The 6,195-nt window shown below is 54.1% G+C and carries 10 protein-coding genes; 2 read left to right on the forward strand and 8 right to left on the reverse strand.

All coding sequences use genetic code 11. The features are described 5' to 3' along the window. Positions 1-142: 142 nt before the first annotated feature. The 4 genes from AUR66_RS20045 to AUR66_RS20055 are packed head-to-tail and all read right to left on the reverse strand — an operon-like array spanning position 143 to position 2,948. Positions 143-1,006 carry a hypothetical protein gene (locus AUR66_RS20045; protein ID WP_231727982.1) on the reverse strand — a complete coding sequence of 288 codons (864 nt, stop codon included), beginning with the start codon at positions 1,004-1,006 and terminating at the stop codon, positions 143-145. Beyond that, positions 1,003-1,608: a hypothetical protein gene (locus AUR66_RS20050; protein ID WP_058573871.1), complete on the reverse strand. Its 606-nt coding sequence runs from the start codon at positions 1,606-1,608 to the stop codon at positions 1,003-1,005. Before AUR66_RS20050 ends, AUR66_RS20045 begins: the two co-directional genes overlap by 4 nt. Before the next feature lie 31 nt (positions 1,609-1,639). Continuing rightward, positions 1,640-1,810 carry a hypothetical protein gene (locus AUR66_RS22430; protein ID WP_197409896.1) on the reverse strand — a complete coding sequence of 57 codons (171 nt, stop codon included), beginning with the start codon at positions 1,808-1,810 and terminating at the stop codon, positions 1,640-1,642. 1 nt (position 1,811) lies between these two features. Then, positions 1,812-2,948, reverse strand: a complete 1,137-nt coding sequence (locus tag AUR66_RS20055) for a hypothetical protein (protein ID WP_231727983.1) — start codon at positions 2,946-2,948, stop codon at positions 1,812-1,814. A gap of 12 nt (positions 2,949-2,960) precedes the next feature. On the opposite strand from AUR66_RS20055, the gene AUR66_RS23030 reads away from it, so the two are divergent. After that, positions 2,961-3,416 (forward strand): hypothetical protein, encoded by a 456-nt coding sequence (locus tag AUR66_RS23030; RefSeq protein WP_231727984.1) that lies wholly within the window; start codon positions 2,961-2,963, stop codon positions 3,414-3,416. Positions 3,417-3,620: 204 nt separating this feature from the next. Here the strand turns inward: AUR66_RS23030 and AUR66_RS20065 are convergent, their stop codons facing one another. Further along, positions 3,621-4,028: a hypothetical protein gene (locus AUR66_RS20065; RefSeq protein ID WP_058573874.1), complete on the reverse strand. Its 408-nt coding sequence runs from the start codon at positions 4,026-4,028 to the stop codon at positions 3,621-3,623. Beyond that, entirely contained in the window at positions 4,028-4,396 is a 369-nt protein-coding gene (locus AUR66_RS20070; protein ID WP_231727985.1) for a hypothetical protein, read from the reverse strand. Before AUR66_RS20070 ends, AUR66_RS20065 begins: the two co-directional genes overlap by 1 nt. Positions 4,397-4,514: 118 nt before the next feature. Between AUR66_RS20070 and AUR66_RS20075 the strand changes: the two genes are divergently transcribed. Further along, the gene (locus tag AUR66_RS20075; RefSeq protein ID WP_058573876.1) at positions 4,515-5,063 is read left to right on the forward strand and encodes a hypothetical protein; all 549 of its coding nucleotides are present in this window, start codon (positions 4,515-4,517) and stop codon (positions 5,061-5,063) included. A 151-nt stretch (positions 5,064-5,214) separates the two neighbouring features. On the opposite strand, the gene AUR66_RS21580 is transcribed toward AUR66_RS20075, so the two are convergent. Both AUR66_RS21580 and AUR66_RS22435 read right to left on the reverse strand, forming a co-directional pair. Then, positions 5,215-5,724, reverse strand: coding sequence for a hypothetical protein (locus AUR66_RS21580; protein WP_157533259.1), 510 nt, complete (start codon positions 5,722-5,724; stop codon positions 5,215-5,217). Positions 5,725-5,823: 99 nt separating this feature from the next. Next, positions 5,824-6,195, reverse strand: a 372-nt coding sequence (locus tag AUR66_RS22435; RefSeq protein ID WP_058573878.1) for a hypothetical protein, incomplete at its 5' end; no start/stop codon positions are given.

Consider the following 6,195-nt stretch of genomic DNA (forward strand, 5'->3'; position numbering starts at 1 on the left):
CCGTCCTCGAGGAAGCGCATCGGAACGTCGAGCGCCCTGGTCGGAATCGTGAAGAGACCGAACCAGAGGCCAGCGACGATGCCGACCGATAGCGAGAGAGCGATTATGTACTTTTCACGGGTCGAGAGTTCGAGTTCGAGTTTCATTGTGATTCTCCATTTGCTGATTGCTGTTGCTGTGCGAGTTTCGCCAGTGGGTCCGGTGCCGGCTCGTCGTCACCGGGTTTCCACTCGGTCGGGTCCTGGTCGAAAATCTCGTCCGAACCGTCCAGGTCGAAGTCTTCCAGGACGGAGTCGATTTCCGAGTGAAGCGCTTCGCCGTCGTCCGGTAACGAGCCCTTCTCGAACGTCCGAACGACGTGTTTCACTGTTCGAACCGCCGCCGAGCGAACGATTGCGAACGCGTTGATTTCGAGGGATTCGCCTTTGCGAGCCTTCGGTTCGAGCTGCTTTCTGTTGTACCGGAGGTATTCGAGCGCCCGTGCCAGAATCGGGTCAGGTAGCGACCCGACCCAGGTGCCGGCGACTTCGCGAGCGTCGAGGTCGACGCCACGACCGAACGCGAGGTTCGGCGTTGCCCACCAGAGCTGGCCGTCGACGACAGTCCACTCGGACCATCGGGGTGTGGGGCAGGTGTAGACACCCGCGCCGTCTCGGTCGAGCAGGTCGAGGTCGACGAGCCACATCATCTGCGGACCACCCATTAGGTCCACAGCCTGACCGCCGACCCAGCGGCCAGCGAGCGCCGCTGACAGGCCAGCAGTGAGGCCGATGATTTGCAGGGAGCGTGGCACTCGAACGTCGAAGACGAGCACGAGACCGACGAGCAGGAGCGTCCCGGCGACTGTCAGATGAACGCCGTAGCGCATCACCCAGACGAACGCTGTGACCAGTCGCCCGGCTTCAGGTTCGGGTGCGACCGTCGTCGAGGCCGCCGACATGTCCGGTTCGTCCGGTGCCTCTCGATTCGGTTCGTGAGCCTCGGGCTCGAGTTGTTCGTCGCTCATGCGACACGCTCCATGCCTCGATGGAGGCCGAATCGTCGACGGACAATTATCAGGAGCGCACCGAATCCGGTGCCGAGTGCGCCACCGATTGCGGCGTCTCGCACGTCTTTTCCGGTGAACGGGCCAGCGATGAGCGCCGAACCGTCCTCGAACCGGATTTCAGTGTACTTGCCGTTCTCGATAGAGTATGATGTGACGATAGTCACGCGTGGTTCAGGTGAGTCAATTCGAATCGTCGTCCGCCCTGGGGGAATCGGTCGAGAGACCAGATTTCCGGCTGCCGCGCCAGCCGACGTTGACCCAGTGGGCGCAGTTACCGTGACGGTCCGCGGCAGATCTGATTCGAGTACGAGTACGGCAGTACCGTCGACGTACTCAGCAGAGACGATTCGGACGGCGCGATCACCAGCCACGTCGCCGAAGTACGTGGTCGAGGAGTTCGTCGCGTTCGACGACTCCGAAGCCGTGGACGTAGCCGCGACTGTCGTCGTCTCTGTCGGAGCAGACGCGGTCGCGGTCGAGTTCTCCTGTGCAGCGACCGAACCGGTCGCAACGAGCAGCAGAGCGATGCAACTGACGAGCGTGAGGGTTCTGATTTTCATGCGGGTAGGGGTGGAAGGAGGTTGGTTTGCGTTACAGCAGGCCACCGAACATGCCCGACCAGTCGGGGACACCGAGGAGGTCGAGGACGAAGTTCGAGGCCATTCCCGCCACGTCGATGCCGATCACCTGGAGCGTCACCACGAGGATAGCGACACCAGCGATCAGACCGAGCGGGAGTTGCTTGAGAAGCCAGACAATCATCTCACTGTTTACCCTCCCGTTGGATGAGTAGGACAGCAGCAGCACCAGCGAGGAGGAGACCACCCATCACCTCAGTCGAGAGACCAGAGCCAGACGACGAGCCACCTGCGGATTGTTCGCGGGCTTCGACCTCTTCGCGAAGGTTCTCAATCTCTTGCTGCATTTCAAGCAGCTGTGTTGTATTCACAGTCTTGTACACGTACTTCGTAGTGTTCTGAGACTGGATTTTGGACCCATCCTTCGCAGTCATGTCGTCAACGGTGAACTGACCGGTTATGTCGATCTTACGACCGTCAGCAGTGGCGATGAACACTGGTCCCGTGATATTCGAAGCGTTGTACGTAGTGTTCGCAGTCCACGAGTCATTAGGAGCCGAACGAGCCAACACGAGACCCTGATACGTGACGTTGTTGTACGTCACGTTCATCAGACCCGACGAGTTGAGATTCGGGGTGTCGAATCCCATCATGGCAAGCGCGGCAGTTGAAGCGTATAGACTCTCGTTTCCGTCGATTTCTGTACCGTATTCGAACATCGCGGTATTTGCGCTAATCACGTCCGAAGCGTTGATTGCACCACTCTCGAAGTCGGTCCACGTCGCGTTGACGAAGTTGTCAACTTCGGAGTTGAGTGCAGTCTGCTTGGCAACGATTCGGTCCCAGCGGGACTCGTAGTCGTCTAAGACCACGTACGTCAGAGTGTCGTAGTTAGTGTCAGGAGGCGTGACCTCGATCCCATCAACAGAGGCAGCACAATCGACGTTCTCATGCCAGTAGCCACCGCTTGAAACGGACAGTGTGGGTGTCCACGCACTACCGCCACAGGCCGCTTCAACAGTAGCAGCCTTGGACTGATACGTACTACCGTTGACGAGGGTTTCGTTAACCACCGTCGAAGATTGGTACGTCGGGTCACCATCAGCCCCATAGAAACGGACAGTGTCGTCACCAACAGCACTCTCGTTTATCGCCCGCTGGCGTAGGACTTCGAAGCTGTTTAGTGTGACATTCCATTGCTCAATGAGATTGACCTGTTTTGTAGCGTAGTAGTCTGCGACGGCCTGACGACCGGCAATCTGAGCCTCAGCCTTACTCGAACCGTTCTTGTACGCTTCAGCAACAGCGACCTGAGCCTTCATCCACGCAACAGATTGGGTGTCGTTGACGTAGTTGTCGAACGGAGCGTTGAACGCCTGCGCCTGAGCCTTCTGTCCCGACGCGGCAGAGTAGATATCGAGGTGAGTCTGTTCGCCGTCGAGCGTCTTTACATCTTGGACGGAATCAGTGAAACCAATGTCACAGGTTCCGAACGGGTCAGAGATACCGATAAAACCACCAACGAAGTCGCGGAGGAGACCGGTCGGGTCACAGTCACCATCGACTGTAACAGTGTCAGCAGAGACCGGAGCGACAAAGGCGGAACTGACGAGAAGGAACGCGAACACGATAGCGAAACCACGGTGAGCGAGGTCGCGATTCATCGACTCACCTCTTTTGAGCTGGTAGAGGTCGAAGAGCTACCGAGGTTCAACGCATCCGCAGCAACGTACATCGCCGCGAGAGCGAATGGAATTGCTGTTTCAAGTCCACCTTGTGTACCAGCGTAGTTCGAGAAGCCGGTCAGCACGTAGGACAGGACAGTGAAGCCCGACCCAAGCGTGATAAGCAGACCACTCTTGTGGAAGTCGCTCATGCCGGAATCGCCTCCAGCACGATGAACGAGACCGCGGCGAACACGGCCAGCAGGTAGCCGATGCCAGCAGCTGCTTGCAGTTTGGTCGGTTGAAAATGTTGTGCCATGGTTGGGTACCTCAGCGAACTGCGACAGCCCAGCCGACGACCGTGATCACGAACGCAACTTGCGCGCCCAGGGGATCGCCGAGACCGAGCAGGAGGTCAGGAATCTGTGTCGTGTACTCCCAGCCGAGGATGACAGCGGGCGATGCGAGAATGAAGCCCATCTCCCAGTACTCGTAGTACTCGAGGGACTTCGTCTCGGAACTCATGAACGCCAGCGCGAACACGACGATACTCCCGAGTGTCGCGTGCTCGCTGGTGAGCGTGTAGTTCGACAGCCAGGTGATGGTGATGTCCGAGACACCACCGAACGCGTACAGGCCCGTGGCGACGAACACGACCGACAACATCGCTGGAATCGTCTTCAGCATCGCGTAGTCGGACGCGAGTCCGCTCAGGCCCTTCGAGTAGCGAGACGCCATTACTCGCCCCTCACGTCGAACACGTGGTACTCACGCTCTTCCGTGGTGCCGTCGTCGTTCTCCACCTCGTACGACCGCATCTCGTCGGTCTTCTTGACCGCGAGCCAGCTGCCGTTCGAGAGGCCTTTCTTCTCGATCACGCGGCGAATCTGGCCGTTCGACCAGAACTTGACGCGGTCGCCGAGGTCGCCGCCACGGGCGAGGTGAATCACATCGTTTTCGTTCGGTCCGACGTCGCGGTCAATGTCGACGATAACGCCGACAACCGGTTCGTCTACTTCGAATTTGATCTCTTCAACACCGTCGTCGTAGTCGTTCTCGACTTTCGTTTCTTCGAAGTCATCGAACGACATTGGTTCAGATGCCATACAAGAAAAAGATGTATTCGAGGTACAGTAGTGCTGAAGGGAACCCTAGCAAAAGTGGTAGAACTGAGATTGATAGTAGTCAGACATTATTTATACAATCTGACTCATTGTCGATGAAATGGCAGTAGAACAGCAAACCTTGATGAGGTTTTTACAGCTGATTATTCTAACTATCACCGCACTCATTTACATTGGGCAGTCGATCCTTAGAGGAAAATTGGATTCGAATGATGGGTCACCATTTCCCGAAGACGACTTGAAAGAGGCAGGAGGATTATTCTTAACAGGTCTAATTTTCATAACGATCTCTGGCGTCGCATCTTCTATTTATTTAATTCCAATGTTGGCATTCAAAGAAGCAACTACTTTGCAATTCTGGTTGGTGAATTCGGAGATTTTGCCTAACGCAACCAAACCGATCTACCTCCTGTTCATGAGTTCTGGTCTAGCAGTAATCACATATCGGTCAGCATTAGGGAAAAGCAAAGAGAGAGCGTCAGTTTACATAGGAATTGTTCTGCTATTTTGGCTCCATGCAGCGTTCTCAACAGCAGTCGCCTACTCAGATTGGGTTCCTCTGTTCATAACGGGGACATTCGCATTGGGTGTGTCGCTATTTTTTATAGCGTTAGTCAGGTTGTCATTCCCTGTATTCTCTAAATTGTAGTTCATAGAAATCTTCTCACAGGAGGTAGGTTTCAGAATAAGCCTGCTTATGCTAACTTGTGCCTGCTGTTATCGGTAGACCCTTAGAAAATAAAATGAGTAATGAATAACGGTTGGCCTTCTGTACGTATTTGTTTAGTTCTGTTTTGGAATCATGATTCCGGCCAATTCCGACAGATTTCAACCTCAACGTCCCAAACGCCATTCTCACCGAATAACGCGCCATTACGTAAAGAGACAATGTACTCTCCAGCTTGGGTTGATTTGTGTTGATACCGAATCGGGTTTTCACTCATGTCATCGACAATCCTTTCGCCAGATGGAGAGACAATATCCATAACTGGAACTTTCCCTTGCACTGTTTGGACTGTAACAGTCATGACAGAATCAATTGGTAGATATTCTTCCGTACTCCACGACTCACTGCCTTTCCTTTCGATAGTATCTTGAACAACAGGTTTGCAAGTCTGAGATTTTGGTGTTGGCGTTTCAGTCGCTGTCGGCGTTGGCGTTTCAGTCGCTGTCGGCGTTGAAGTATCAGCCTGAGCATTTTGCTCTTCACCACCAGATCCAACACAACCTGTGACAGCAACGACTCCCCCACAGACGACCTTCAGTAGAAGACGTCGTTCTATTTTTATTGTGACCCCCATATTTTCCACCAGTTAAAGTCAATCCCTCTATATTATTAATCTATTTACAATTATTTGGAGATAATTGGGTAAGAGAATCTCATTCATGGCATATAGCAAGACAGAATATTAATCTGTCAATGTAGTATCTTCATCAGAACCAGTGAACATCATACAATCTCTGTTCTGATTGAAGTAATCCTCCACATGAAGCACTGAATCAGCACTTTCCGGATGGTCAATACCGTGTTGTTCGACAAAGTGCCGAGCATGTGATTTTGCGTTGTAGCCGCCAAAGTTACACTTCGAACACCGCCACATCTCACCTTTTTTCAGATCGTACTGTAATCTCGTCTCGTCGAGGATACGCTGGACTGGCAGCTTCAGCGATACCATATCGACGCCACCACCGCCAGGTATGTGCTCTTCGCCGTCCCGATCGACGATGGCCTCGAGTCGCCATTCCGATTCGAGCGAAGCACGTCGGAATGATTCTTCCGT

The sequence above is a fragment of the Haloferax profundi genome (assembly GCF_001469865.1).
GTDB lineage: Archaea > Halobacteriota > Halobacteria > Halobacteriales > Haloferacaceae > Haloferax > Haloferax profundi.